Raw genomic sequence first — 24,071 nt, 5'->3', positions numbered from 1 at the left:
CTCTACACCTCCTCTTTCTTCGTAAACATCAGATAAATGCGGAACAGATAACTGATCACATAGCATCCGAACAGGATCACAAGTGCAAAGTAAATATTTTTCATCGGAAGTTCCAGCGCCGTCGAAACCATAGCCGGCGGCGTCACAGCCAGGAGACCGTCAGGTCCAATGACACAATTATAAAATACAAATGCAGAAAATGCGCAAAGCGCAAGCTGTGTGACCAGACGGATGCCCTTACAGGCCGATGCCGGCAGCGCTTCAAGCAGCAGATCCACACCGACATACTCATCCGATATCACAGCCGCATTCCCCGCAAACGCTACCATATAGATAAACAGGAAGCGGGCGCCCTCCTCCGTCCAGTTGGGAGCTGTCGGGAGAAATGTCCGGCTTATGACCTGGATCAGTACGCAGGCGATAAATCCCGCCAGTCCCAGGATTCCCAGATAGGTCATAAGCATTTTATAGCCATAAATTATTTTCTTCATCTCTGCCTCCATAATCCGGAAAAGTGCCGGCATTCCACGAATGGTTTGCCGACACCCGTCCGTTTGTCAACTCAGTCAATTTGCTGCCGGGTCTGCTGCCGCGATCTTGTCGTAGATCGCCTTCTGTTTGTCAGACAGTACCGCAAGTACTCCTGCAACTGCTTTTTCCTTAAACGGCGCCTGATCCACCTCGATAAATTCCATTCCCTTCTCTTCTAACCTGCTGCGAAGCTCAGCCTCGTTTTCAAGGAACAATTCATGTTCATATGCGATCGCTTCAGTTGCTGCCTCAGAAATAAGTGTCTGGATGTCCGCCGGGAAAGAACTAAACCTTGCCTCAGAAATCGCAAAATATACCCACGCTCTCAGATGCTCCGTAGAGATCACATAGTCCTGAACCTCGTACAGGGATGCATCATAAATGTTAGCTAACGGATTCTCCTGCCCGTGGATGACCCCCTGCTGCAGAGAAGTAAAAATCTCTGAAAATGCCATAGGCGTCGGCTTGGCACCCATGGCCTCAAACGCAGCCATCGTCATCTTGGATTCCGGTGTACGGATGATAAACCCCTGTAGATCAGCCGGGCTTTTGATCACCTTATTAGAAGTAATGTTACGGGGTCCGCGGGTGACCGCCCCAAGATTTCTCAGCCCTGCTTTCAGCATCAGCTCATCCAGCTCTTTTCCCACATCCCCTTCCAGAACTGCCTTCATATGCTCATCGCTGGTGATCGCATAAGGCATACCGATGATGCCCAGCTCCTCCGCGTAGGTCTGCATGGACTCTCCTGTAAATACGATATCACAATCCCCTCTGCCTGCGATGGCTGACTGAATAGTCTCAATCTCAGTTCCCAACTGGGAGTTGGGATAAATGGTCACTGTCACCTGTCCGCCGGATCTCTCTTCAACCAGTTCTTTAAACTTCAGCGCCATCTGATGCCAGGTGTGGTCCTCCGCATTGATATGCCCGACAACAAGTTCTATCTTTTCTCCGCTGTTCTCTGCGGGAGCCGCCCCATTTCCGCCTGCCGGAGCTGCGGCCTCAGCCCTGGTTTCTGCCGCTTTACCGCCTCCGCAGCCCGCCAGGGTTCCTGCTGTAAGCGCTGCGGCGATTCCAAGTGCTGCCAGTTTTTTGATCTTTCTCATCACATGATCCTCCTCGTTTCTCTTAAAATAGTTTTACAACATCACATCGAAAGCATTTCGCTCGCTACTAGTATGGTAGTATAAAAGTTAAATTTTATCAATCTGTAATTTTTCATAAATTTACACCAAAATTTTGTGTATATCTCACATTTTTTCGTTTCGTCGCAACATTTGCTTGACATTTCAAAGCCAAATCACTAGGATACTGGTATGGTAGTTCTGTAGCATTTAGTAAATTTTCAACAAATCAAGGAGTGAAATCGACATGAAAGCTGTACAAGTTTTTGCACCAGGAGTGATAAAGGTGCTCGACGCGAAGATACCAGTCATAGATTCCCGCAACAATGTGCTCATTAAAATGACAGCGGCCGGGATCTGCGGTTCTGACGTCGGCATCTATCACGGAACGAATGCTGCCGCCACCTACCCGCGGATCATCGGGCACGAGATGGTTGGACGGGTCGCTGATGTGGGCAGCAATGTACATCATTTAAAGAAAGGCGACCGAGTCATCGTCAATCAGGTCACAAGCTGCGGACACTGTTACCCCTGCAGCATCGGCCGCGGCAACGTATGTGATCGCCTTGCCGTACGGGGCGTACATATCGACGGAGGCTATCAGGAATATATTGCTGTTCCCGAATCAGACTGCTACGTCCTTCCCGGCAATATATCAGATGAAGACGCCGTTATGATCGAACCGACCACCATAGGCATCCAGTCCTGCACCCGCGCAGAGCTGAGCAGAGATGATATGCTGGTGATCTACGGCGCAGGCGCTCTGGGCAGTTCCATTTTAAAGATCGCCCGCCTGATGTGCGACCATATCATAGTGACCGACATCCTGGATGACAAGCTGGAAGCCGCTAAGCAAAACGGTGCAAAACACACCATCAATGTACTGAAGGAGGATTTGGATGCAAAGATCAAAGAGTATACCGGCGGCCATGGCGCAACCGTATCCATCGATGCCGCCTGCACCAAAGATTCCCTTATGAGCCTTTTAAAGATCACCGGAAATGCGGGAAGGGTCATGACTATGGGTTTTTCCACGGCACCCACAGAAATAAATCAGTTTCTGATCACATCCAAAGAACTGGATGTGCGCGGTTCCCGGCTGCAGAATCAGATGTTTGGGCGTGCGATCGAGCTGATCTGCGAAGGCAGGTTAGACCTGTCAGGCTCCATCTCTCACACCTTTCCGCTGGCTGACGCGCAGAAGGCATTTGACTTTGTTGACAGCCATGACCCGTCCATCCGCAAAATTGTACTTACATTTGAATAAGGAGGTTTATTATGAAAGCAATCAATTTATCAAAACCGGGAGAAGTTTCCTGTATCGAGCTTCCAAAACCAGTTCCAAAACCCGGCGAGGCACTTATACGGATCTGTTCCGCAGGCATCTGCGGAAGCGACATTGGAGCCTTCCGCGGCACGAACACGCTGGTATCCTATCCCCGCATCATCGGCCATGAACTTGCGGGGATTGTGGAGGAAATTTCAGAAAACAATCCAAAGGGCTTAAAAGCCGGCGATAAGGTCATTGTAGATCCCTATCTGTACTGCGGCCACTGCTATGCCTGCGGGATCGGACGCACCAACTGCTGTACGGATCTTCACGTTCTTGGCGTTCACGTAGACGGCGGCATGGCGGAGTATTTCACCCACCCCGAGGAAATGCTGATCAAAATGCCGGATGATATGGACTGGGTTTCCGCTTCCATGGCAGAGCCGCTGACCATATCTCTCCACGGCATCCACCGGGGCAGCTTAACAGGAGGGGAATATTGCGCCATCATTGGAGCCGGCCCGATCGGCCTGTTAGCCGGTATGATCGCGCAAGCCTACGGCGCACATGCGATCCTCATTGACCTGGTACCGGAGCGTCTTGATTTCGCCAAAAGCCTGGGCATTGAATACACCATCCATTCCGGTGCAGAAGATCCTGTCGCCCGCGTCCGTGAGATCACCGGAGGCGTTATGGCACAACAGGTAATGGAGTGCAGCGGAGCCAACTCCGCGATCCGCTCAACCCTCGATCTGGCAAGCCATGCAGGACGCATCACGCTGACCGGCTGGCCCAAGACAGAAACACCGCTGCCCACCGATGCGATCACCCGCAAGGAGGTAGATATCCGGGGTGCGCGTACAAGCGCCGGGGAATTCGAGGAGGCTATCGACCTGATCTACAACAAAAAAATCGATATCCTCAAGCTTCTTACAAAGACCATCTCCCTGGAGGAAGCTCCGGAGACCGTCCGTGATATTGATAAAAATCCGGGCAGCTATATGAAAGTCGTTGTAACCATGGATTAAAGGAGTTCCAAATAAAATGCTCTGCAGCAACTTACACTGCAGAGCATTTTACATATTTCATCAATCCGTTACAAAATAGTCCGGATAATTCCGGTACACTTCGCTTTTCTCATCCTCATAGCGGGTCAGATGGCGGGTCATGATCATCTTCGCCAATTCTCCGTCACGCCGCTTAAGGGCATAAAATATATTCTCGTGATCATTCGTCACGATCTCATTCTGAATAAGCTTGATCGTCAAGGAACGAAGCCGGTCGGCATGTACCATCTGCTGTCGGATCACTTCATAGATCCCCATCTTGTTGACCGATTGGAAGATGATCCTGTGAAAATCATTGTCCAGCTTCAGCAGCAACGCATTATCCGTAGACATCAAATGAACCTGCTGCTGCACCAGATTCTCCTTCATGCTCTCCAGGTACTGCTCCTCCATGCCCTGCGAACAGGCCAGCTCCACCACAGCATTCTCAAGGACCATGCGCATAAAGCGGGTCTCCTCGATCAGATTATAATCAATCTTGGTAATATAGCTGCCTCTCTGCGGCAGGATCTCTACCAGTTTCAGCTTGCTAAGTTCAATCAGCGCTTCACGTACAGGAGTCCTGGAAAGATTCATCTGAAGTGACAGTTCTTTCTCACTGACCGCACTTCCCGGGGCCAGTTCAAGATTGATGATATTGTCCAGCAGTACCCGCAGCGCATAGCTCCGGGCATTCTCCAATGGATGTTTCTCCGGTAACTTCATGTTATCCCCCAAACTTTAATTTGATCCACTGTCTACTATTCTACCATTGGAAACAACTACTGTCCAATAAATTTTCTATAACAGGAAGAAAGTCCAAAAGAAAACAGGGCATGCCCCATTACCTGCAATTGATATTGCAGCAATCTGACACACCCTGTTTCTATATTACAATTGTCCTGAAATCTTATTTCGCAGCCTCCTGCGGACCAGCATGCTTATGCTGGGACAGCGGCATAACGTGCATATTGCCTCTCTGCTCGTTCTCTGCCCAGTAGATGTCGTCTGCCATCTTTGCTTCCGGGTTGAACTCAACGCCCTCGAAGATCTGCTTAACGAATGCCTTGTAGCCCACACGGTCGATCAGATGTCCGCCATGTAAGTACTCCGGCTTGTAGTCCAGAGCCCATGCGGAGAACTTCTGCCAGTTGGCAAACATGCCAAGCACAACATCCTCAGTTACCCAGTTGAGGAACAGCTTGCCTGCACGCGGATTCTGCTTGCCGGTACGTCCGCCCAGAGTTACGCGGTACAGCTTCTTGCCTCTGCTCCAGGCGCCGGTCGGGCAGACTAAGGAACACTCGCCGCAGCCTACGCAGCAGCAGGTATCCTTGTCGATCTTGCCGTTGGCATTCAGGGTCAGTACGCCGGTTGCATGATGCTCACATGCCTCTACGCAGCAGCCGCAGCCGATACAGCGGTCGATCTCGTAAACCTGCTTGTTGATACCCATAACACCAAAATCGTTGAAGTTAGCCTTAACACAGTCGTTCGGGCAGCCTGCAACAGCAACCTTGATATGGTAGTGGGACGGGAAGATCAGCTTCTCGATCTTTCTTGCCAGCTCATAGGTGTTGATGTTGCCCTTGATGCAGTGTGCATTACCGATACAGGACATGATGTTTCTGGCTCCGATGGTCGGATAACCCTTCTCCGGATCGTACTCCGCCTTCTCACCTGCAATGGTCTCCATATCTACATTACACATCTCGGTGTCAATGTCATGGATGTAGCCCTTGATGAATTTGTTAATAGCGTCAATATTCTCATACTTGATTCCCGGAATATTGAGGGTCTGTCTGGTACCCATATGGAAGGTGCCGTTGCCCCATCTGTCGCAGATCTCTGCAACCATGTTCAGATGCTTCGCCTCGATCAGCGCACCCGGTACACGGAGCTGAAGCATGAATTCTCCCGGAACTTTAGATTGTCTATAACAATTTATACGAACTTTCTTGATATCAATATCGTGATTCATACTCTCCACTCCTTAATCGACAAGATTTTTAGCTACTGTATAGTTGAACACCGGGCCATCCAGACATACATACACTTCGTCTATACGGCAGTGTCCGCATTTACCAACTGCGCAGGACATCTTTCTCTCGAAGGACATCCAGATCTTCTCCTCCGGCACGCCGTTCTTCACGCACTCAATGCCGGTGAACTTCATCATTGGCGGCGGCCCAACGATCACAACCGCATAGTCCTCGCCAAACTCAGAGTAAGGAACTTTGGAAACGAACTCGGTTACAAAACCGGTGTTCCAGCCCTCTTTCTGATCCCTGTCGAGAGCATACCAGGTGGTAAATCTCTCTTTCCAACGGTCCAGATCGGAGTGGAAGATGATGCCTTCCTCGTTCTTAAAACCACTGATCAGGGTAACGCTCTTGGTATAATCCGGGTTGTCATAGAACATGTTGAGCATGCTCTTAACCGGAGCCAGTCCGGTTCCGCCGGTGATCACTACCACGTGCTTGTCTTTAAACTGCTCAACCGGCCAGCCCTTGCCATAAGCGCCGCGGATGAACAGGGTGTCTCCTGCCTGCTTTGTGAAGATTACATCCGTTACTTTACCAACAGAACGGATCGTGAACTCCATCCAGCCATCGCCAAAGTTGCTGACAGAGATCGGTGCCTCGCCAACCTTCGGGATGGACAACTGGAAGAACTGTCCATATGCCGGTTTGATATCTGTCTCTACTCTAAAGGTCCATTCATGGAGGCTCTCTTTTCTCACCTCAAGAATCTTGCTTGCTGTGGGCTTCAAAATATTTTCCATTTGTTTTTCCACCTTTCCCTAGTTATTCTCAGCCACAATCTCGTCGATTGCTTTTGCCATCTTATCTACAGTTGCAACGATAGAGATGAATTCCGGACATCTGCTGATGCAGCGGCCGCAGCCTACACACATATCGAAATCTTTGAAACGTGCCTTGTAGTCGTGGAATTTATGTAATACTTTGTAGCGCATACGGTCTGCCGCGGTATTGCGGTAGCTTGCGCCGCCTGCCATATCACTGAATCCGGCTACCTGGCAGGATGCGGTGGTTCTCTTTCTCTCACCTACATTGGCATTCTCGTTGTAGATAATATCGGTGGTTGTAAAACAGGTACAGGTGCTGCAGGCAACGGTACATGCCCCGCAGGAAATGCAGCGCTTGTTGTACTCATTCCACATCGGATGAGTCTTTAACTTATTTAAGACTTCCTTGTTCGGGATCTCCGGAACGGTCACTTTCAGCTCGTTCTCCTCCACAAACTCCGGCTTGAAATCGCAGTCAGCCGCGCCTTCAAACAGAGGTGCAAATGCCTCGTCCTTTACCTCAACGCTCAGTTCGCCTTCGCCAAAACGCACTGCCATCGCGTAGTCGTCGCTCTTGTTGGAGCCCATGCTCACGCAGAAGCAGGTGTCCCATCCGGTGGCGCATTCCATCATGACGATCTTCACCTTGTCATGCATCCGGCGATAGTAAACATCCTCAAAACCGCCGTTGCCCAGGTAGATCTTCTCCTGATGATGCTGTGCATTGATATCGCAGGGACGCATGAAGATCAGCAGCTTTTTGTCTCTCGCCTTGCTCTCCAGGAACTCGTCCTCGGTAAAGTAGAACAGGGACTGGGTGATCGGGCTTAATACTTCCTTTGCCGGGAAGTCGGATTTCTCCTTGTACTCGATCTCCTCCACGGAATTCACCTTCTCATAGCGGATGATGTCCGTGTCGGAATATCTGCCCTTGCCTGCGAGGCGCTTCGGCGCCCAGATCTCGTATTCTTCCTGAAGCTTTGCAAAGATTTTGTCCGTCTCCTGGAAGCTTATTTTGTAACTCATGTGATATTCCTCCTTTTCACTCCTGTGTCATTTATAATACATAACCATTCAGCCGTATACAGCCTGATCAGGTCATGCTGCAACTGCCTGACCGTTCTGATACACGGCTGAATCATTACATTTATACGTGTAACTCGACCCCTGTATCATATTTTTTATCATCGATCGTAAGTGTAACCTTGTAGTCCCCCGGAATCTCATCGGTGCTGACCGGGAACTCAACGGCCCGCTCATCATGGTCCAGGAATGTACCTACACACATGGCAAGGAATGGCCTCTTGGTGGTTGGAACAAAATAGTGGCGGTCCGGTGAACCGTTCTGACCCTCTAAGTTCAGCATGACCAGTGTTCCCTTTTCAAAGCTTGCCTTAAATACGAAGCGGTCTGCCTCCTGTGCGAATTTGGCCTTGTAAGAATCCGGCACCATGCCCGCCGGCTCTGCCGGAGCTTCGGTCATGAACTCCTCAGTAACCCCAAGGGTCCCCAGGCGCTCGCCCTTGCCAAACGTCACCACATCGCTCTCATCGTAAAGGCGGAGCTTCTCTGCACGGTAATAGTTGGCCGGGATCTGCATCTCAAACATCTTCACATCGTCTTTCAGCTCAACGGTGGTGGAATTCAGTTCCAGATACTTTTCATCCTCAGTACCTGCGATCGATGCGCCCGGACGGTCTAAGGTCTCGCCGTGCATCTTGCCCTGTCCGCCGGAATGTACCATGTAATGGCCTTCTCCGTAGTACTCACAGTTGCAGATGTAGGTAGAGAAGAACTCCGCGCCCCGCTCCTTGCCGTACTGCCATACCTGCTCAATCGTCATATTGTCCGTGTCAATGTGATAGATAACGCCGCGGGAGAAATTGTCTTTCGCCGGAACGTAGTTCTCTTTCACTTTAGAACGCCAGTGACCATTGTCAAAGCACATCACATCACCGTTCGGCAGGATCATGCAGGCATGCTGCTCATACTGCCAGTCGAACTCTCCATCGCCCACAGGCTTGAAGAAATACTTCTGCATATCCTCCGGCCAGCCCTCCGGATCACCGATGATCCAGTTCAGCTTCCCGGTCTCAAAATCACGGTTGATGATGATATCCTGATGACGTCCGGAGAACGTCAGGGAGTTGGTCTTCTTGTCATACCATACCGCGTTGTTGTGGAACCAGTCGTGTGCGTCCTGGCTTCCGGAACCGCCCACCGGATATACCGGAAGGACGTCCTGGTGATCCCAGGTCTTGATGATCTCGCCGGTCTTTCTGTCAACCATGACACAGGCATCCTCAACGGTACCTCTCGGCAGATCCTGGGTCAGGATCAGCAGATCCCCATTTTCCATCTCCCACTCATCATGATGATATCCGCCCGGGATACGGTACTCTTTATAGATCTTACCGATCATACCCATCTCATAAAGTCCGGTTACATGATACGGCGGAGCAACCAGGCGGTCGGTACCCACGATCATACGTCCGTTCTTCAGGCGCTTTGCGTCGAAGGCCAGGTTCAGAGTGGTGTACCAGCGAGCATCTCCTGCATAGTCATACGCTGCAGAAAACGCCGGGGACGTCGGGCTGACCAGGATCACAAAATCTTCCATGTACTCCGGAGTGGTCTCGATCAGGGTTGGTTTTTTCAGTTTCTCAGGCGCTTTATCGGTCTGGATGGTGAGCGTCTTCGTCTCACCGGTCCCCAGCTCGATCACAACCTGGTTTGCATAATCATCATACAGTCCATATACCGGGATCACCATATCCCTTCCGTCTGTCGCGGGACGGTACATATGGTCACCGGCAGCTTCTTTACCCTTTACCGTCACCTTTGCAAAGGTGGTCCGGGGGGCTTTGAACATGACCAGTGCGGTCAGCGGTGCAGTCAGATACGGATTCAGGATCACATATGGATTCTCGATCGTATAGTCCCCTGCCCTGTACTCAGCCAGAAACTTCTGTTCTGCCTCATACTGCTGGTCAATAATGTGTTCAACTTTCTTAAATAATGCTGGCATATCGGCTCCTTTCTAACATCAACAGGTAATCTTGATACCGGTCTCATATTTCTTATCATCAATGATCACGCGGACATCAAACTCACCCTTTAACCCTGCTTTATTTACAAAGGTTCTGGTGTTGCGCTCGTCGGAATCCATAAAGGTTCCACAGCACATAGCCAGGTGCGGCACTGCCGTGGTGGAGATAAAGTAACGGTGTGTCTCGTTCTCTCCCTCCAAAAGCAGCATGACCATCTGGCCCTTTTCAAACCGGGAGTAGAACGTTATTCTGTCATCCTCCTCCTCAATCCTTGCATTGCACTCTGCCGGCATCAGCTCACCGCAGCTCTCCATCGGGATATCCGTATCAAATTCCGGAGTCACGCCCATAGCTCCAAGCTGTACGCCTGCGCCAAGCTCTAAGTTGGCTCCATCCACATACATCTTCGTCTTCTCACCGCGGTAGTAGTTAGCCGGGAGATGCAGATCCAGCATCACCTTGCCGTCACATACTTCAACCGTGTGGGTCTCCAGACGTCCGCCCGGCATATGCCTTGCAAAAGCGCCCAGCGCCTCAGACGGCTCATCGTTCAAATAAGCGATACCGCCGGAATGCACCATGTAATGGCCTTCGTTATAATACTCTACGTTGCAGATATACGGGGAGAAGAAGTCAGCTCCGCGCTCCTTGCCGTACTGCCAAACCTGCTCGATCGTCATGTCCTTCGTATTGATGCGGTATCTGACGCCTCTGGAATAGCTGTCCTTGGCAGAAAGGTAGGTATCTTTATTCTTGGAACCATAATGATGGTTGTCGAAGCACATCACATCGCCGTCCGGGGTGATCAGGCAGGCATGCTGCTCATACTGCCACTCAAAATCATCACCGATCGGTTTGAAGAAGTACTTGCTGTACTCCTCCGGCCATCCCTCCGGATCACCGATGATCCAGTTCAGCTCGCCGCTGTCGTAGTCGATGTTCACCATCGCATCCACATGACGGCCTGAGAAGGTCAGGGAGTTGGTATTCTTGTCATACCATACCGCATTGTTGTGGAACCAGTCCTCGTCGCTCCAGCTGCCGGACTTGCTGCAGCCCGGTTTTAAGAACTTCCGGTAATCCCATGTCTTTAAGATCTCGCCGGTCTCACGGCTCACAAGCACTGCATGGTCCTCTACCGTGTCGCCGGTAAAGTCATCGGTCAAAGAAATGATATTGCCGTCTTCCATCTCGATCTGATCGTGATGGTATCCGCCCGGCAGACAGAATTCCTTGTAAACCTTTCCTACCATGTCCATCTCATAAAGTCCGGATACATAGTACGGAAGCTTGATCAGACGGTCGCTTCCCATCAGCACATGACCGTTCTTCAGCCGTTTGAAATCGAAGATACACGGCACGTTCAAATGCCATCTGGCGTCTCCTGCATAGTCGAAAGCCACTGCCAGGTTCTCATCCGCAGGCGCCTCTACGATCACATTGTCCTGCAGATATTCCGGCGTGGTCTCCATAGAAATGCATACCTGCTTCCCGTCAAACACATCCGGAGTCTTGATCGTAAACACCGACGGAGTGCCGCGGTAAGGACGAAGCTCCACTTTATTCTCATAATCACTGTACAATCCCAGTACCGGAAGGATATGCTCCTTCGCCTTCGGGAAGGTGTGATAGATGTTTGCCTCTTTTGTCTTGCCCAGAACGGTCAGGGTAACTGCCGTCTCCTCTTCGGTCCTAAACAGCACTACTGCTGCCAGCGGACTGATGAAGTACGGATTGTATTTCACCAGTGGTTTCTCCAGCGTATAGTCCCCAGCCCGAAACTCCTCAAGCATCGCCTTCTCCGCATCCGCCTGCCGTTTTAACAGGTTCTCATGATATATGTACCCAATCTTGTCCATGTAAACCCTCTCCTTTCATTATCAATCACTTTTTTATCCCATCTCAAATCATCCTGCGCTTCCATCCCCGGCAACCACAGTCCGGCCAGCCCACGCACCATCCATATCTCCGCGCGCCTGCAGCGCAGTCCAGCCAGTACGCCCGCCCGAGGGAAGACCCGGATGAATGGAAGCATTCAGAGGCGTCGGAGCCCGTCGGTGCTTAGGCGCGGTCTTCCACGCGCCTTACGCACCGCTACGCGCTCCATCGAGCGAGAGCGACCTCTGAATGCTTCCATTCATCCGGGCCTTCCCGCTGCGAGCCACCCACCCCTGAACTGCGCCCCACGCAACGTATTCTACTGATTATCGCGGATCATCTTAACGATAACCGGTTTCTGCTGCAGCCCCTGCAGGCGGGCAGCTTCCTTACCGTCCTTTAAAAGCACCAGGGTCGGATATCCGGTAACGCCGTACTCAGCAGTCAGTTCTTTATTCTGATCAAAATCCACTTTCAGGATCGTGAAATCAGCCCCAATCTCCTTTTCCACATCCTTCAGCACAAAGCCCAGCATCTTGCACGGACCGCAGGTGGTGGAGAAAAAGTCCGCCAGCACAGTGCCTTCTTTCGCCAGCTCTTTGAATTCTTCGCTGTTTACTTCCTTGATCATGATGAAATACCCCTTTCTGTTTTATCTTTTGATGCAAAAGTTTTATTACTGTTTCTGCTTCTCCACATAATGGGAAGCTTCCTGTGCCGCGATCGCACCGTCTGCACATGCTGTGATGACCTGGCGCAGATTCTTGGTAACACAGTCCCCGGCTCCGTAGATACCTGGAACCTTTGTCTCCATACGGTCGTTGACTTCAACATACCCCATCTGGTTTAAAACACCAAGGCTCTTGAAGCACTCGGTAGTCGGGGTGAGGCCGATATACTCGAACACGCCGTCGCAGGCCACCTGATTCTCTTCACCGGTCCTGGTGGACTTAAAGTGAATCCCCTCAAGCTTCGTATCGCCAGTAAACTCCAGCACATCCTGGTACGGATAGATCTTCACATGGTCCATCGCGCGCAGCTTGTCGCATGCGATCGGGTCCGCCGTCAAGTCAAACATCGTGACGATCGTAAGGGACTTCACGATGCCGGACAGGAAGATGGACTCCTCCACAGCCGAATTGCCTCCGCCGATGACCACAACGTCGCGGTCACGGTACTGGGCGCCGTCACAGATCGCACACCAGCTGATGCCGTTGCCGCGGAACTTGTCTTCCCCCGGCACGTTTAAGCATCTGGGTCTGGTCCCGGTCGCAAGGAGCACTGCCGTTGCAGTAAACTCCGCGTCATCCTCCTCGCAGAGCACACGCTTCACAGCGCCCTCATCCTTGATCTCCTTTACGGTACGGTAATCGAAGTGGATGTTGTCAAACTGCTGGGTATGCTCATACATCTGATATGCCAGCTCTGCGCCATTAATGGTGCCAACACCGGTATAGTTCTGGATCTCGTTGGTATTGATGATCTGTCCGCCCGGTGCCAGCTTATCCAGCATCAGGACCTCCATATTGGCGCGCGCTGCGTAGATGGCCGCTGTCATTCCGGCAGGACCGGCTCCCACAATAATCAAATCATATTGAGACATTTGTATACGCCTTCCTTTCATTTATTTCATAATTATATCGTACAAAGCCATGTTGTGATCTACATTAAAAGGTTGGTAAGCGGCAGGCCGATGATCATCACGATCGCCAGCTCGATCAGCACGAACGGTATGGTATACATGTACACATACTTGGTCGGCACCCATTCCTTGTTGCTGTGCAGGATTGCCGCAAACGGGGAAGCCGCCGGGGTAATCGCCGCGGAGAGCAGTACAAAGATGATGAGCAGTGTTACGATCGGCTGAGGAGCCGCTCCGGTCTCCAGGCAGTATGTAACAACAACCGGCTGCAGGATCATACCGATAACCAGGCTGTTGCAGAGGTTTGTCAGGATTCCCGCCATGACCAACAGGAAAATCGTAAATGCAAACGGTGACAGCCCCTGGAAGATCGGCGATAAGATCACCTTCAGGAAAGCGGAAACACCGGTGGATTCATTGGTCATCACGCTGCCGATCAGGATCGCGGCTGCGATGATAAAGTATGACGGCCAGTTAAAGTTGTTCTTCAGGACTTCCGAAATATCCAGTACCGACTTGTCCTTGACGATCAGGGCCGCCAGCAAAGCAGTGGCAAACAGCGCAAGTCCGTTGCTGTTCGCTCCCAGGAATGCCATGCCCGGCAGTGTCGGGAACAGGCTCGGAAGCAGCATGGAAAGCACCAGCAGTACGAAACCGCCGCCAATCAGCTTCTGCTGAAGAGACATCGGCGGAAGCGGGTTCCGGTTCATCAGGCTTACATCAAAATTCTGAAGCTTCTTGGTATCCGGTCTCAACACGTACTTGGAAAACAGGATGCATCCGGTGATCATACAGAAACCCATGATGATCGCAACACTTATGTAAGCTGCATTGTTTACCTGGACCGCCGCCCCCATCATCTTCTCGGTGATCGCCGCAAAGTTGCTTAAGAGCGCCAGGCCGTTCTGCATGAACGGGGCAACCGGGAATCCGATCAGAGAGGAAACCACAACCAGCGTCAGCATGATACGCGGAAGCGCATCGCCCTTTTTGTACCCCACCTCGTCGAACATGCCGTACAGTACCGGCCAGAACAGGAAGATCGCCGTGAACGTGTTAACAAACGCCGCCAGGAAAAAGCAGCCTGAACAGATCACGAAAGTCAATACCCAGGGCTTTCCGTTGGAAAACTTACGGGTCAGGAAAAACCTTCCGATGTATGCGGTGATCTTGTAATATACAAGAGCGCCCGACATGATCATCAGGAAAAAGATCTGTACCAGCGTCGCATTACCGAAACACTGCAGCAAAAGCTGCGGCATCGGTGCAAAGTTTGAAAAACCAAGCATGGCGATGGACATCAGGCTGGCCCAGCCCGGGTCTACCGTGGTCCATAAATAGAGCGTGCCGATAAAGATCCCCAGCACCTCCATGCCAATATCCGTGATCTCCGGCAGGTTCAGCGGTAAAAACCGGAAGAAAATCATGATACCTACGCCGATTGCGGAATGCATCAGCGTCCTTGCACTAACATTAACTTGCTTTTGTGTCTTAGCCCCCATAGTTAATAATCTCCTTTACATCATTTACAAAATATGACCTTTTGGATGGCCCCAATTGATAATATTTTATCATAAATCCGGAGTTAAAAAAATAACATGAGTTATCTTTTGTATATTTTTAAAAAATATGTTAAAATAAGTTGTGAATTATTAATCAAAATAACATCGAGGAAACTATGGACAATTACTTTTGGAAATATATGACCGGCAAAGGTCGCAGGATGCACATCCAGAAAGGGGCGTTTATCTACCAGCACAGCGATGATCCCAGCGAAGACTTCATCTATCTTCTTGATGAAGGGATCTGTGCGCTGACCAGCATGACGATGGATGGTGAAGAAAACATCCATCTGTACTTTCATCCCTGCCGGCTCATCGCGTTCAACCAGCATATCATCACAGAGAAAGTGAATCCCGCCAGCGACATCAGGTTCGCCATCATCGCCAAGACGGAGTGCACGGTCTATCAGATCCCGCTCTCCACCTTCCGCAGCCTGCTCCGCACGGATATGGACTTCAACCAGTTTGTGATGCAGACCCTTGCGAACAATTATCAGGAAGTGCTGGTGCACCTGCACTGGCGGGTAGAAAAGTCCGCCATCGCGCGCCTCTGCTATCTGCTTCTGGAGATTGCCCACAGCAACCGGAAACAGAACCTGATCCCCAAATTTTTCACCTACGCGGAGCTGGCAAAATACCTCGGCGTGCACCAGGTCACAGTCTCCCGCATCATGACCAAGATCAAAAAACTGGGCTATGTCAAAAAATGTCCGGAGGGACTTACCATCGAAGACGAGAAATCCCTCTGGACCCTTGCAGAAAACGAAGCTCAGTTCAAATACTGACGGTCATGACCTGCTCAGTTTTACAATTCGGTATATCCGTAGCTGTTGACCACCGCATCCAGTTTGACTCCCGCCTTGCAGTTCGGACAGTTGTCCGGGTCTGACAGGGTGAAGTCAGGCAGACTTGACGCATCGAATACCGCATGCACCGGATAACCGTCGATATTGTCGATGGCCCCGAAGATAACGGAGATGCCTTCCACCTTCCCGCCGTAGGAAAGGATGCAGCGGATGCTCTTTAAGATCGTGTTGCCCGACATAGCAGATGCCAGTACCAGAAGGACATTCTTTCCCTGGATCATAGGCTTGATATTGTCACGGACCACCATCTGGCCTGTACTGTCAAACTCCGGTGTGATCACGTAAAAATTCTTCTGCAGTGTATTGGATATCTTATCCTCACTGATCTTTGACAGCTCATGCGCTACATATGCACCGATCACCTCACAGCCATCCAGGCAGATGATCGTATCGATCGGCGCCTTAGTGGCGAGCATCGCCTCCAGCTCTGAGAACTGGGTGTGGTAACGCTGTCCGTGTCCCATGGACAGCTGTACCCGGCTGATGTATTTCTTGCACATGGCGCGGGCCACCATCTCAGCTTCCTGCTGTTTCATCTTAAGAGCTGTCATATCCACATAATAGTTCATATGAAAACGGTCAGATGAAAAATGTCCCGGAATCACGCGCAGCTTCAGATTCGGGTCTAACTCTGATACAAGTTCTATTGCTTCTTTCATTGGTAATCCCTCCTTCTTAAAATGCCCCATGTAAACAGTATATCAAGAATTCTTTATTTTTTCCATAACATACGTTAATAAAATTTGTGGGTTAGGCGCAGTTCAGCGCGGGGGAGACAATGGAAGGGGAGAGTTTTGCAAAAGCAGGTTGCGGAGGGCGCTCCAACGCCTCCGCAACCTGCTTTTGCAAAACTCTCCCTGGCTGATGTGTTGGGCTGAACTGCGCCCGGCTTGGAGCTTCAAGCTAACCGGCGGTCGCAAGGTAAAACCGAATCATTCTCCAGTTATAAACCGGTAACTGCTTTTATCATTCGCTCAAGTTCGTCGGAATCAGGTAGGCTTTCGTGTTCCATCGCGTAACCCAATACCTGCTGGTATACTTTTTTGCGGAGAGGTTCGGTCTCTACCTTTGCCTTTACTTCGGTGCGGATGCCGCCCAGGTATTCGGTCAGTTCGCCTGTGAATGATGTCATGGACGGTTCGATCTGTGACTTTAAGTATTGGGTCATGAGGGGGCTTTTGCCGCTGCTGGAGAAGGCGGCGACTAAATCCTGGCTGCGTGTGTAGGACGGGAAGATAAAGGTACAGTCCTCCATCTGGTCTACTGCGTTTACGGGTATGCCCAGCTCTTTGCATTTTTTGCTGATGTCACGGTTCTTGCCTGCATCTGCGGTGGCTGCAACGACCAGCTTCATACCGTTTAGCAGCTCCTCACTGTATTCCTGGTAAAGACAGACCACACCGTCTGCCTTTTTGATCTCCTCCAGGATCTCAGGTGCGGCAACTGTGACCTGTGCGCCGAAATCACGCAGGACCTGGACCTTTCTTAAGGCTATTTTGCCGCCGCCCACGATCAGGCACGGCTCTCCTTCCAGATTTATGAACATTGGAAAATATGCCATCTTCTTCCCCCCTTTATCTGCTGTACAATAGTCTGCTTTACGACAGTCTGCCATACCATGTGGCTCCGTTTTTGTGAAATCACGTTGTCTCCGGGGCGGCGCTGATATCCTCCACATCGGCCAGGATCACTGCGGCGATCCCCGATGCCGTGTACTCCACTGCGTCCGCATATACCGGGAGCCCCAGCTTCCGGGCTGTCTTCGTGGTGAAGGGTCCGATCGATATGACCTTTGCCGGGATATGGTCCTTATCCTCCAGCATGCTGCAGAGCGCCCGCGCGGCGGAGCTGCTGGCTACGGTCACATAATCCACCTGCCCGATCATCCGGTTCAGCTCCTCTTTTCGCCGCCAGTCTGTCCAGGTGGTGTAGAGCGGGATATCTGCAAACGGGATGCCCGCCTCTTTCAGCTTCACCGGAAGTACATCGGAACCTTCCTGGGCGCGCAACAGAAGGATCCGCTCTTCTTTGCCGAGTGTGGGGATCCACTCTCTTGCCAGATCTGCCCCGGAATAGTTCTCAGGTACAAAATCGCAGGAGAAACCATGGGCTTTTAAGGCAGCCGCGGTCTTTCGTCCGATGACTGCAAACTTTAAGTGCATCAGCCTGCGCAGGTCGATATCCTGTTCCCGAAGCACCTCAAAGAATAAATCCACGCCGTTGCTGCTTGTGAATACCATCCAGGCATAGCGGCCGATCTGGTCTAATGCCTGGCGGATCTCCTCCGTCCACATGGCGCGGCTCTCGATCAGGCTGATGGTGACCGTCTCCGCTCCCAACGGTTTGAGTTCCTCCTCCAGCTCCCTCGATATGTAGCGGGTGCCTGTCACCAGGACGCGTTTGCCGTGCAGGGGTCCTCTGCCAAACCACTGGAGCTTCTCCGACAGCCTCACCACATCTCCCACCACGATGATGGCAGGAGTCTTGATGCCGCACCGCTCTGCCTCCTCTGTGATATGGGCGAGGTCGGATACCGCCATCTGCTGTCTGGCGGTAGTGCCGTTGTGGATCACTGCCGCCGGGGTATCCGGCGACTTGCCAAACGCGATCAGCTGCCCGGCGATCCGCGGCAGGTTCTTAAGGCCCATCAGAAATACCAGAGTTCCTTCTTCCTTTGCCAGCACACTGTAGTCAAGCGACTCATCCTCTTTATGCGCGCCCTCATGCCCGGTGATGATATGAAGGGAGGAAGCCATCTCCCTCTGGGTCACCGGGATTCCCGCATAGGCAGGAACGCTGTAGGAGGAAGACACGCCCGGAACAACCTCGTAGGGGATGCCATGCCGTTCCAGCTCCAGGGCCTCCTCACCGCCCCGTCCGAACACGTAAGGGTCTCCGCCCTTTAAGCGGACCACAGACTTGCCCTCCATAGCCAGCTCGACCAGAAGCTTCTGGATCTCCTCCTGGGTCATATGGTGCTGCCCGGAACGCTTACCAGCATAGATCAGCTCCGCGTCCAGCCTCGCCTCATTGAGGATGGAGCCGGAGATCAGATTGTCATATACGATCACATCAGCCTGGCGGACGCACTCCAGCCCCTTTCTGGTAAACAGCCCAGCATCCCCCGGTCCTGCCCCCACAAGGAATACGGGCTTGAACCTTACCTGGACCGCCAGCTTCTCTGCCAGCTCCTTTGCGCGGGTCATCAGGTAATCCTGCCATATTTTCTCATCCTGCACGGATGCGTTTCCCATCTGGTCCTTCATACCCTCCCGGCAAAGGTCCTGAAGCGTCACCTGATCCTTTTTAAATACAGGGTGCACCGCATCCTGGGCGAACATGGCAGTCATCACCAGGCTGCCTCCTTCCTCCCTGCACCATGCCCCGCAGGGCGCGTTGCAGCTTCCGCCGAGGATCGTTAAGAATTCCCGCTCTGCCATAAGCTGCGCCGCCGCCTGGTTTGAATGGAGGGCTTCCATGACCTCACGAAGCTCTCCCTGGCGGATCTCCAGAGCCAGGATGCCCTGTCCCGCAGCCGGCACAAAGGTTTCCTTGTCCAGATATTCCAGATGCAGCTGCTCCGGCGCTTCCAATCCCAGACGTTTCAGCCCTGCCGCCGCCAGCAGGATGCCGTCGTACTCTCCGCTCTCCAGCTTCTTTAAGCGGGTCTGTACATTGCCCCGCAGCATCCGCACCACTACCTGCGGATTCATGGCCTTTATCTGGATCTGCCGCCTGAGGCTGCTGGTTCCGATCACACTTCCCGCAGGAAGCAGCCTGGCCGGTATCCCGCTTCTCGTCACCAGCACATCCGCCGCTTCCTCCCGGTCCAGCACTGCGCCCAGCGTCAGTCCCCTGGGGAACTCCATCGGCATATCCTTGGCGCTGTGGACTGCCAGATCGATCTCGCCTTTTAACAGCGCGTCCTCCAGCTCCTTAGTGAACACCCCCTTACCGCCGAAACTGGTCAGGGAGCGGTCCAGCATCTTATCCCCTCTGGTGCTCATGGGGATGATCTCGATCCGTGCTTCCGGGAATCTCTCTAAAACAGCATCTCTCACAAGCTCTGTCTGCACCATCGCAAGCCTGCTTTTCCTGGTTCCAATCCGTAGTATCATCATCTGACCCTCTCAATCCTTATCTTTTACCTTTTCCTGCCATATATTGAATCAACGCTTATCTGATTTCCAATTCAACTTACCACATTATAGCAAGGAAAAAGACAAAAGGGAAGCACTACATATTATGATTTCATATGCAGTACTTCCCGTCATACTTTCTCTGATCTGTCGTTCCAGTTCCATGTCTGACCAGGGCCTTAAGGCTTTAGCAGCCCCAGCTTCTCCATGGCGTACCAGATGCCGTCCTGCTCCACCGTCTTCGTGATAAAAGTGGCATAAGGCTCCAGCTCACTGCTGTGCCTGCCCATGGCTACGGCATTCGGCACATGCTCGAACATGGGAAGATCGTTGTTGCTGTCACCAAATACATAGGCATCCTTTAGATCCAGGCCGTATTCTTTTAAGATGATATCGATGGCCGTCGCCTTGGAGTGGCCTTCCGGGACGCACTCATAGAACCCGTCTCCCCGGTCGATCACCTGGATGTCAAGACCCAGGCTGCGGAAGAATCCGGCTTTATCACTCAATTCATCCGCGATACAGCAGAACTTTTCCGCTTCCCCGCACTCTATATTCCAGTTGTTTGAGCGGATCGCAAACGCAAGCCCCTCACGAAAGTGACGCCCTTCCGGGAACCGGGTCTCGGCGCTGCCCACATAGCAGCCATCCCGTCCCTCCAGGATCCCGTCCATATCTGCTTCTTCTATGGCACGGCAGATCTTCCTGCGCTGTTCCTCCGGCATGGCGCGGTAATAAAGCTCCCGCCCTTCTGCCAGAACATAGGTACCGCAGCCGCAGAGCCAGCCATCCACATCGAGCATCTCACGGATCTGCCCCAGCTGGCTGTATGCCCGCCCGGTATTGACAAACACCAGATGTCCGCAGCTTCTCGCGATGGCAAGCGCTTCTCTTGCGCTGGCCGGCACTTCTCTCGTCACCTCGCTGAGCAGGGTTCCGTCAATGTCGAAAAACAATGCTTTTCTACCCACTTTTCCTTACACCCCGTTTTATTTTACAACTGCATTTTCCTTGATCAGATCAACAACCTTATACAGCATAGCCGTCTCATCCACAGCGTCCGCACCGTAGGTATCCTGCAGGGTTGCAATGTCCATGCCGTACTGGTCGGCGATCGGCTGTCTGTCGGCGTCCTCCACCTTCAGGCCCTCTTTCTCAGCGATCGCTGCAGAAGAAGCTGCTGCTTGATGGCAAGCTCCGCAGAACTTCTAAGCTCCTCCTTAAACTGGTCCTCAGTCATGCCGAACATGCTCACATAATTCTCCAGTGTCATACCATATGCCTGGACCATGCTGGTGTAATACTCAAGCTGGTTATTGAACTGCTCATCCACCGCTTCCTGGTTGATGTCGTATTCGGAGTTGTTGATCGCCGCCATAAATGCATCATTCTCGATCTGCTGGCTGGCCTGCTCCTCTTTCTCCGCTTCCATGTCCGCCAGAGTGTCTGCCTTAAACTCATCTGCTGTGCTCATATCAGAGATCCGCTGAACAAAATTGTCATCCAGGACCGCTTCCTTTTTCTCCTCAATACCATTGACTGTCACATCAAACACAACGGCCTGGCCTGCCAGATCCGGATTCTGGTACGGGTCCGGGAAGGTTAAGTTGAGGCTCAGCTCTTCGCCGGTCTTTGCTCCCACAAGGCCGTCCTCAAATCCGTCGATAAAGGAACCGGAACCCAGCTCCAGCTTGTATCCCTCTGCTGTTCCGCCGTCAAATGCCTCGCCGTCCTTCATACCCACATAATCGATATCCACAGTGTCACCGATCTGTGCAGCCCGGTCAGTCACCTCGATATACTCCGGGTTGGCGTCTAAAATGCTCTGGATCCTTGCATCCAGCTCCTCATCCGTCACCTCGGTGGACGCCTTGGTCACTTCCACGCCTTTATAGGTCCCCAGCTTAGTCACTTTGCCTTTATCTACAGCCGCCTCGCTCTCAGCCTCGGAGCTGGTCGCCGCCGGAGTTGTCTGGGTGTCGTCTTTTTTGGTACAGCCTGCGATCAGCATCATTGCCGCCAGACCGCACAGTGTCAGTTTTGCATATTTTCTCATAATACTTTCCTTTTCTTTTTAGAAGTTACACCGTTCCCGCGGCGTACTTCCTACAGTTATAACATATCGCGCCCGGATAAAAAAGCTTTTCCGGTTAATTTCATAAATTTTTCAGAAACTCCTCTTACTTATAAAACGCACAGAACGCCTTGTAGGTATTGAGGATATCCAGCTTGGAAGCCAGCTCAAAGGGCGCATGCATGGAGATGATCGGCACGCCCAAATCCACCACATCGATATTCATATGGGCAAGATATTTGGCGATAGTACCGCCGCCTCCCTGGTCCACGGCCCCCAGCTCACCGGCCTGCCAGTACACGCCATTCTCCTCCATGATGCCGATGACCTTCGCCATGGTCTCGGCGCTTGCATCGCTGGAGCCGGACTTTCCGCGGGCGCCGGTGTACTTGGTCAGCACGCAGCCCTTGTTGATGAAGCTGGTATTGTTCACCTCAAACACGTCGGAGAAGGTCGGGTCATACGCCGCGTTCACATCAGAGGACAGGCACAGCGCGTTTGCAAAGACAGCCTTCGCGTCCACGCCCTGCATCTGCGCCAGGTATTCTATGTAATGCCGCAGATAATCGGAGTTCATGCCGGTGTTGCCCTCAGAACCGATCTCTTCCTTGTCAGCCAAAACTGTTATGGTGGTAAAGGTCGGGTTCTTCGCCTCGATCTCCGCCATCATCGCAGTATAGCCGCAGACGCGGTCATCCTGCCCGTAAGCTCCCACCAGGCTGCGGTCCAGTCCCACATCCACCGCCTTGTGGGCCGGAACCATCTCGATCTCAGCGCGGAAGAAATCCGCCTCGGTAATACCGTATTTATCATGGAGCAGCTTAAGTGCCAGAAGCTTTACCGGCTCCTTCACATCGTCATCCACAAACGGCACGGAACCGACGATCACGTTCAGCTCTTCGCCCTTTAAGCCCTCGCCCAGCTTCCGCTCATTCTGCTTCGCCGCCAGATGGGGCAGCAGGTCGCTGACGCAGAATACCGGATCTCCCGGCTCCTCACCGATGCACAGGCTGACCGTCTCACCGTTCTTTTTCACCACCACGCCATGCAGCGCAAGCGGCACGGTCCCCCACTGGTACTTGCGGATACCGCCGTAATAGTGGGTCTTGAAAAATGCCATGTCATTCTTCTCATACAGGGGGTTGGGCTTTAAATCCAGGCGCGGAGAATCGATATGCGCGCCGTTGATCCGGACGCCCTCGTCCAGCGGGCGCTGTCCAAAGGTCGTCATCAGGATGGATTTGCCGCGGTTCACCTGGTAAACCTTGTCGCCAGGCTGATATGCCTTCATCCGGTCGAAGGGCGCGTATCCCGCCTGTTCAAGGCGCTTCACTGCCGCCGCCACGCACTCTCTCTCAGTCTTTCCTTCATCCAGGAACACTTTATACCCTTCGCAGAATGCAGATGCCTCTGCCGTCTGATCCGGCGCATCCTTCCCGATGTGCGGGAATTTCCAGGTCAGCTTTTCTTCAAGCAATTTGCCTGCTGATTTTTCTTTTTCCATTGTTTTATCCTCCTTCAATATGAGATGGCCCGGGTGGGCTGCCTGACGCCATTTGGCGCCGGTCACCCCAATATTCCGTTCCTGTCGCCTTCCAGCGCCAGGGTAAACGGGCCATCGTTTACTAACTCCACCTTCATGTTGGCGCCGAAGCTGCCATGCTCCACCTTCGCCACATGACGGCGGCACTGTTCCACAAAATATTCATACAGGCGGTTGGCCTTATCCGGCGATCCCGCCTTGATAAAGCTGGGACGGTTCCCCTTATGACAGTCCGCGTACAGGGTAAACTGGCTGACCACCAGGATCTCCCCGCCCACATCCGCCAGGGAAAGGTTGGTCTTGCCGTCGCTGTCCTCGAAGATCCGCAGCTTGCAGATCTTGTCAGCCAGCCGGTCTGCCGCCGCTTCGTCATCTGTCTCCGCCACGCCCAGCAGGATCAGATATCCTTTTCCTATCTCTCCAATGATGTCTCCCTCTACCTTCACAGAGGCGCGGGAAACACGCTGTAATACTGCCTTCATTCTGTCCTCCTGCCCTATTGTTCATCCGGTTTTCACGCCAAAGCCCGTCACC

The 24,071-nt window shown here is 52.3% G+C and carries 22 protein-coding genes; 3 read left to right on the top strand and 19 right to left on the bottom strand.

Annotation, left to right across the window (positions count from 1 at the left end):
* Window positions 1-2 precede the first annotated feature (2 nt).
* The gene (locus AB1I67_RS08230) at window positions 3-491 is read right to left on the bottom strand and encodes a TRAP transporter small permease subunit (protein WP_367029409.1); all 489 of its coding nucleotides are present in this window, start codon (window positions 489-491) and stop codon (window positions 3-5) included.
* Between the two features lie 75 nt (window positions 492-566).
* A complete protein-coding gene (locus tag AB1I67_RS08225) occupies window positions 567-1,640 on the bottom strand; it encodes a TRAP transporter substrate-binding protein (protein ID WP_367029408.1) in 1,074 nt (357 codons plus the stop codon).
* Window positions 1,641-1,905: 265 nt separating this feature from the next.
* Here AB1I67_RS08225 and AB1I67_RS08220 point away from each other — a divergent pair, with 265 nt between their 5' ends.
* Together AB1I67_RS08220 and AB1I67_RS08215 are read left to right on the top strand one after the other, a co-directional pair.
* Window positions 1,906-2,925, top strand: coding sequence for a zinc-binding alcohol dehydrogenase family protein (locus AB1I67_RS08220; RefSeq protein WP_367029407.1), 1,020 nt, complete (start codon window positions 1,906-1,908; stop codon window positions 2,923-2,925).
* Window positions 2,926-2,936: 11 nt separating this feature from the next.
* On the top strand, window positions 2,937-3,956 hold the full coding sequence (locus tag AB1I67_RS08215; RefSeq protein WP_367029406.1) for a zinc-binding alcohol dehydrogenase family protein: 1,020 nt from the start codon (window positions 2,937-2,939) through the stop codon (window positions 3,954-3,956).
* A 60-nt stretch (window positions 3,957-4,016) separates the two neighbouring features.
* Here AB1I67_RS08215 and AB1I67_RS08210 read toward each other — a convergent pair whose 3' ends face one another.
* From AB1I67_RS08210 to AB1I67_RS08170, 9 genes are all read right to left on the bottom strand, one after another.
* Window positions 4,017-4,700, bottom strand: a complete 684-nt coding sequence (locus AB1I67_RS08210; RefSeq protein WP_367029405.1) for a GntR family transcriptional regulator — start codon at window positions 4,698-4,700, stop codon at window positions 4,017-4,019.
* A gap of 184 nt (window positions 4,701-4,884) precedes the next feature.
* The gene (asrC, locus tag AB1I67_RS08205) at window positions 4,885-5,955 is read right to left on the bottom strand and encodes a sulfite reductase subunit C (RefSeq protein ID WP_367029404.1); all 1,071 of its coding nucleotides are present in this window, start codon (window positions 5,953-5,955) and stop codon (window positions 4,885-4,887) included.
* 12 nt (window positions 5,956-5,967) lie between these two features.
* Window positions 5,968-6,759 (bottom strand): anaerobic sulfite reductase subunit AsrB, encoded by a 792-nt coding sequence (gene asrB, locus AB1I67_RS08200; protein ID WP_367029403.1) that lies wholly within the window; start codon window positions 6,757-6,759, stop codon window positions 5,968-5,970.
* A gap of 18 nt (window positions 6,760-6,777) precedes the next feature.
* The gene (asrA, locus tag AB1I67_RS08195) at window positions 6,778-7,809 is read right to left on the bottom strand and encodes an anaerobic sulfite reductase subunit AsrA (protein WP_367029402.1); all 1,032 of its coding nucleotides are present in this window, start codon (window positions 7,807-7,809) and stop codon (window positions 6,778-6,780) included.
* 121 nt (window positions 7,810-7,930) lie between these two features.
* Window positions 7,931-9,811 (bottom strand): aryl-sulfate sulfotransferase, encoded by a 1,881-nt coding sequence (locus AB1I67_RS08190; protein WP_367029401.1) that lies wholly within the window; start codon window positions 9,809-9,811, stop codon window positions 7,931-7,933.
* Window positions 9,812-9,829: 18 nt separating this feature from the next.
* Complete coding sequence (locus tag AB1I67_RS08185; RefSeq protein WP_367029400.1) at window positions 9,830-11,692, bottom strand: aryl-sulfate sulfotransferase; 1,863 nt, start codon at window positions 11,690-11,692, stop codon at window positions 9,830-9,832.
* 338 nt (window positions 11,693-12,030) lie between these two features.
* On the bottom strand, window positions 12,031-12,342 hold the full coding sequence (locus AB1I67_RS08180) for a thioredoxin domain-containing protein (RefSeq protein WP_367029399.1): 312 nt from the start codon (window positions 12,340-12,342) through the stop codon (window positions 12,031-12,033).
* 45 nt (window positions 12,343-12,387) lie between these two features.
* Window positions 12,388-13,314 (bottom strand): FAD-dependent oxidoreductase, encoded by a 927-nt coding sequence (locus AB1I67_RS08175; RefSeq protein ID WP_367029398.1) that lies wholly within the window; start codon window positions 13,312-13,314, stop codon window positions 12,388-12,390.
* A gap of 59 nt (window positions 13,315-13,373) precedes the next feature.
* Window positions 13,374-14,855 carry a hypothetical protein gene (locus AB1I67_RS08170; protein ID WP_367029397.1) on the bottom strand — a complete coding sequence of 494 codons (1,482 nt, stop codon included), beginning with the start codon at window positions 14,853-14,855 and terminating at the stop codon, window positions 13,374-13,376.
* 176 nt (window positions 14,856-15,031) lie between these two features.
* On the opposite strand from AB1I67_RS08170, the gene AB1I67_RS08165 reads away from it, so the two are divergent.
* Entirely contained in the window at window positions 15,032-15,700 is a 669-nt protein-coding gene (locus AB1I67_RS08165; protein WP_367029396.1) for a Crp/Fnr family transcriptional regulator, read from the top strand.
* Window positions 15,701-15,720: 20 nt separating this feature from the next.
* Here the strand turns inward: AB1I67_RS08165 and AB1I67_RS08160 are convergent, their stop codons facing one another.
* The 8 genes from AB1I67_RS08160 to dtd form a co-directional block, all read right to left on the bottom strand.
* A complete protein-coding gene (locus AB1I67_RS08160; protein ID WP_367029395.1) occupies window positions 15,721-16,440 on the bottom strand; it encodes an orotate phosphoribosyltransferase in 720 nt (239 codons plus the stop codon).
* A 284-nt stretch (window positions 16,441-16,724) separates the two neighbouring features.
* Window positions 16,725-17,342, bottom strand: coding sequence for a bifunctional precorrin-2 dehydrogenase/sirohydrochlorin ferrochelatase (locus AB1I67_RS08155; RefSeq protein WP_367029394.1), 618 nt, complete (start codon window positions 17,340-17,342; stop codon window positions 16,725-16,727).
* Between the two features lie 79 nt (window positions 17,343-17,421).
* Window positions 17,422-19,902 (bottom strand): hydroxymethylbilane synthase, encoded by a 2,481-nt coding sequence (gene hemC / locus AB1I67_RS08150; protein WP_367029393.1) that lies wholly within the window; start codon window positions 19,900-19,902, stop codon window positions 17,422-17,424.
* Window positions 19,903-20,099: 197 nt separating this feature from the next.
* Window positions 20,100-20,891 (bottom strand): HAD-IIB family hydrolase, encoded by a 792-nt coding sequence (locus tag AB1I67_RS08145; protein WP_367029392.1) that lies wholly within the window; start codon window positions 20,889-20,891, stop codon window positions 20,100-20,102.
* Between the two features lie 18 nt (window positions 20,892-20,909).
* On the bottom strand, window positions 20,910-21,059 hold the full coding sequence (locus AB1I67_RS08140) for a hypothetical protein (protein ID WP_367029391.1): 150 nt from the start codon (window positions 21,057-21,059) through the stop codon (window positions 20,910-20,912).
* Window positions 21,060-21,061: 2 nt separating this feature from the next.
* Window positions 21,062-21,976, bottom strand: coding sequence for a trigger factor (gene tig, locus AB1I67_RS08135; protein WP_367029390.1), 915 nt, complete (start codon window positions 21,974-21,976; stop codon window positions 21,062-21,064).
* 124 nt (window positions 21,977-22,100) lie between these two features.
* On the bottom strand, window positions 22,101-23,498 hold the full coding sequence (locus AB1I67_RS08130) for an aminopeptidase (RefSeq protein ID WP_367029389.1): 1,398 nt from the start codon (window positions 23,496-23,498) through the stop codon (window positions 22,101-22,103).
* 62 nt (window positions 23,499-23,560) lie between these two features.
* Entirely contained in the window at window positions 23,561-24,019 is a 459-nt protein-coding gene (gene dtd, locus AB1I67_RS08125; protein WP_367029388.1) for a D-aminoacyl-tRNA deacylase, read from the bottom strand.
* Window positions 24,020-24,071 lie beyond the last annotated feature (52 nt).

The sequence above is a fragment of the Clostridium sp. AN503 genome (assembly GCF_040719375.1).
Classification (GTDB): Bacteria; Bacillota; Clostridia; order Lachnospirales; family Lachnospiraceae; genus Brotaphodocola.
The sequence above is the reverse complement of the archived record's forward strand: the minus strand, read 5'-3'. Positions and strand labels throughout refer to the sequence as shown.

Bases quoted from the DNA above. Each gene is read 5' to 3' on its own strand.
- AB1I67_RS08230 (WP_367029409.1), bottom strand. From the start codon at position 491: ATGAAGAAAATAATTTATGGCTATAAAATGCTTATGACCTATCTGGGA.
- AB1I67_RS08225 (WP_367029408.1), bottom strand. From the start codon at position 1,640: ATGAGAAAGATCAAAAAACTGGCAGCACTTGGAATCGCCGCAGCGCTT.
- AB1I67_RS08220 (WP_367029407.1), top strand. From the start codon at position 1,906: ATGAAAGCTGTACAAGTTTTTGCACCAGGAGTGATAAAGGTGCTCGAC.
- AB1I67_RS08215 (WP_367029406.1), top strand. From the start codon at position 2,937: ATGAAAGCAATCAATTTATCAAAACCGGGAGAAGTTTCCTGTATCGAG.
- AB1I67_RS08210 (WP_367029405.1), bottom strand. From the start codon at position 4,700: ATGAAGTTACCGGAGAAACATCCATTGGAGAATGCCCGGAGCTATGCG.
- asrC (WP_367029404.1), bottom strand. From the start codon at position 5,955: ATGAATCACGATATTGATATCAAGAAAGTTCGTATAAATTGTTATAGA.
- asrB (WP_367029403.1), bottom strand. From the start codon at position 6,759: ATGGAAAATATTTTGAAGCCCACAGCAAGCAAGATTCTTGAGGTGAGA.
- asrA (WP_367029402.1), bottom strand. From the start codon at position 7,809: ATGAGTTACAAAATAAGCTTCCAGGAGACGGACAAAATCTTTGCAAAG.
- AB1I67_RS08190 (WP_367029401.1), bottom strand. From the start codon at position 9,811: ATGCCAGCATTATTTAAGAAAGTTGAACACATTATTGACCAGCAGTAT.
- AB1I67_RS08185 (WP_367029400.1), bottom strand. From the start codon at position 11,692: ATGGACAAGATTGGGTACATATATCATGAGAACCTGTTAAAACGGCAG.
- AB1I67_RS08180 (WP_367029399.1), bottom strand. From the start codon at position 12,342: ATGATCAAGGAAGTAAACAGCGAAGAATTCAAAGAGCTGGCGAAAGAA.
- AB1I67_RS08175 (WP_367029398.1), bottom strand. From the start codon at position 13,314: ATGTCTCAATATGATTTGATTATTGTGGGAGCCGGTCCTGCCGGAATG.
- AB1I67_RS08170 (WP_367029397.1), bottom strand. From the start codon at position 14,855: ATGGGGGCTAAGACACAAAAGCAAGTTAATGTTAGTGCAAGGACGCTG.
- AB1I67_RS08165 (WP_367029396.1), top strand. From the start codon at position 15,032: ATGGACAATTACTTTTGGAAATATATGACCGGCAAAGGTCGCAGGATG.
- AB1I67_RS08160 (WP_367029395.1), bottom strand. From the start codon at position 16,440: ATGAAAGAAGCAATAGAACTTGTATCAGAGTTAGACCCGAATCTGAAG.
- AB1I67_RS08155 (WP_367029394.1), bottom strand. From the start codon at position 17,342: ATGGCATATTTTCCAATGTTCATAAATCTGGAAGGAGAGCCGTGCCTG.
- hemC (WP_367029393.1), bottom strand. From the start codon at position 19,902: ATGATGATACTACGGATTGGAACCAGGAAAAGCAGGCTTGCGATGGTG.
- tig (WP_367029390.1), bottom strand. From the start codon at position 21,976: ATGAGAAAATATGCAAAACTGACACTGTGCGGTCTGGCGGCAATGATG.
- AB1I67_RS08130 (WP_367029389.1), bottom strand. From the start codon at position 23,498: ATGGAAAAAGAAAAATCAGCAGGCAAATTGCTTGAAGAAAAGCTGACC.
- dtd (WP_367029388.1), bottom strand. From the start codon at position 24,019: ATGAAGGCAGTATTACAGCGTGTTTCCCGCGCCTCTGTGAAGGTAGAG.